Genomic DNA, 1,485 nt, shown 5'->3' with positions numbered 1-1,485 from the left:
TTTTATTCACTAGCTTGCTCCCATTGTTTAGAGAGGTAGCGAGAGTAGCTAGAGATGGCAAAGTTAACCACGAAATAAGCTAAAGCCACAATACCGTATAAGGTAAAGATTTGGCTTGGTTCGTAGTAACCACCCATCAAAATCTGACTCTTACCAAATAATTCCTGTAAGGCGATAACAGAGTAAAGGAAAGAAGTATCCTTGATAACCGTTACGAATTGAGAAATGATAGATGGTAACATCTTACGAATAGCTTGTGGGAAGATGATGTAAATAAAGATTTGTCTGTTGTTAAACCCTTGAGACAAGCCTGCTTCCGTTTGGCCATGGTCAATAGAGTTCAGTCCCCCACGAATGATTTCCGCCAAGGCAGCTGAAGTAAAGACCGTGAAAGAGGTAATCCCTGCCGCAGTTGACTTGAGTTGGAAGACCAGGAAGATGATGAAAATCCAAAGCAAGTTAGGAACGTTACGGACGAACTCAACGTAGATAGAAGCGATCCAACGAAGGATAGGATTCTTTCCGTTACGCATAACCGCCAGAATTGTTCCGAACAAGGTAGATAGCACGATGATGAAGAAAGACAAGTAAAGGGTCGTCCACATCCCTTGTGCCAAGAATTTAAGGTTAGTAGCTGATAAAACTTCTGACATAGTGGACCTCCTTAGTAAGCTTTCTTATTCTCTTCTTCTTTACGACGTGCCCAAGTAGCTAGAGGGAAACACATGATAAAGTAGAGGAAGGCAGCTCCGGCAAAGGCCGGCACATAGTTAGTGGTATCATAAGCCCAAGCCTTAGCAGTGAACATAATATCAGCCCCAGAAATAATGGCAACTGTAGAAGTATTCTTAATCAAGTTAACCACTTGGTTGGTCAATGGTGGCAAGATAGTACGCACGGCTTGAGGTAAGATGATGATACGCATGGTATCAGCGTAGGTGAATCCTTGAGACAAAGCCGCTTCGGTTTGACCTTTAGGAACTGCCTCGATACCTGTACGAATAATTTCAGAGATATAGGCTCCTGTGTAGACACCCACACAAAGGATAGCCGTCAATGAAATTGGGATCATGACATGACCATCAGTCAAGATTGAAATCCCATAGAAGACAACCACGAATTGCACAAGCAAGGGTGTGTTCTGGAAGATTTCTACATAAACACGTGAAATGCCACGAAGGACCTTGTTATGAGTCGAACTCATAGCTCCAAAGATAAGCCCAAGAAGAAGAGCTACAATCAAGGCACCAATCGAAATACCAAGAGTGTAAAAGAAACCTTTGGCAAACTGCCCAAAGTTAGCGAAGAAAGCAGCCCAACGTTCAAGAGCGAAAGGACTAGCCGTTTCAGTTAAAAGATACATAAATTCAGGACTCCTTTCTATTTATCTTCAGCCTTAGCTGGTTTCAAGTGATACTTATCGTAGAGTTTTTGAAGGCTACCATCTTTTTGCCATTTAGCAATCAAATCGTTGGTATAATCAAT

2 protein-coding genes and 1 pseudogene are annotated in these 1,485 nt (G+C 42.2%); all 3 read right to left on the bottom strand.

What is annotated here, in order from left to right; translation table 11 throughout:
* Positions 1-2 precede the first annotated feature (2 nt).
* On the bottom strand, positions 3-653 hold the full coding sequence (locus HMPREF2637_RS03140) for an amino acid ABC transporter permease (protein ID WP_002890834.1): 651 nt from the start codon (positions 651-653) through the stop codon (positions 3-5).
* Positions 654-664: 11 nt separating this feature from the next.
* The gene (locus HMPREF2637_RS03135; RefSeq protein WP_002886251.1) at positions 665-1,363 is read right to left on the bottom strand and encodes an amino acid ABC transporter permease; all 699 of its coding nucleotides are present in this window, start codon (positions 1,361-1,363) and stop codon (positions 665-667) included.
* Positions 1,364-1,380: 17 nt separating this feature from the next.
* Positions 1,381-1,485: pseudogene (locus HMPREF2637_RS11050) on the bottom strand (glutamine ABC transporter substrate-binding protein); the annotation flags it as partial.

Origin of the sequence: Streptococcus sp. HMSC065H07 (genome assembly GCF_001837325.1) — a bacterium.
Classification (GTDB): Bacteria; Bacillota; Bacilli; order Lactobacillales; family Streptococcaceae; genus Streptococcus; species Streptococcus salivarius_H.
Note: the sequence above shows the minus strand (reverse complement) of the source record. Positions and strands in the feature narration are given on the sequence as shown.

Bases quoted from the DNA above. Each gene is read 5' to 3' on its own strand.
- HMPREF2637_RS03140 (WP_002890834.1), bottom strand. From the start codon at position 653: ATGTCAGAAGTTTTATCAGCTACTAACCTTAAATTCTTGGCACAAGGG.
- HMPREF2637_RS03135 (WP_002886251.1), bottom strand. From the start codon at position 1,363: ATGTATCTTTTAACTGAAACGGCTAGTCCTTTCGCTCTTGAACGTTGG.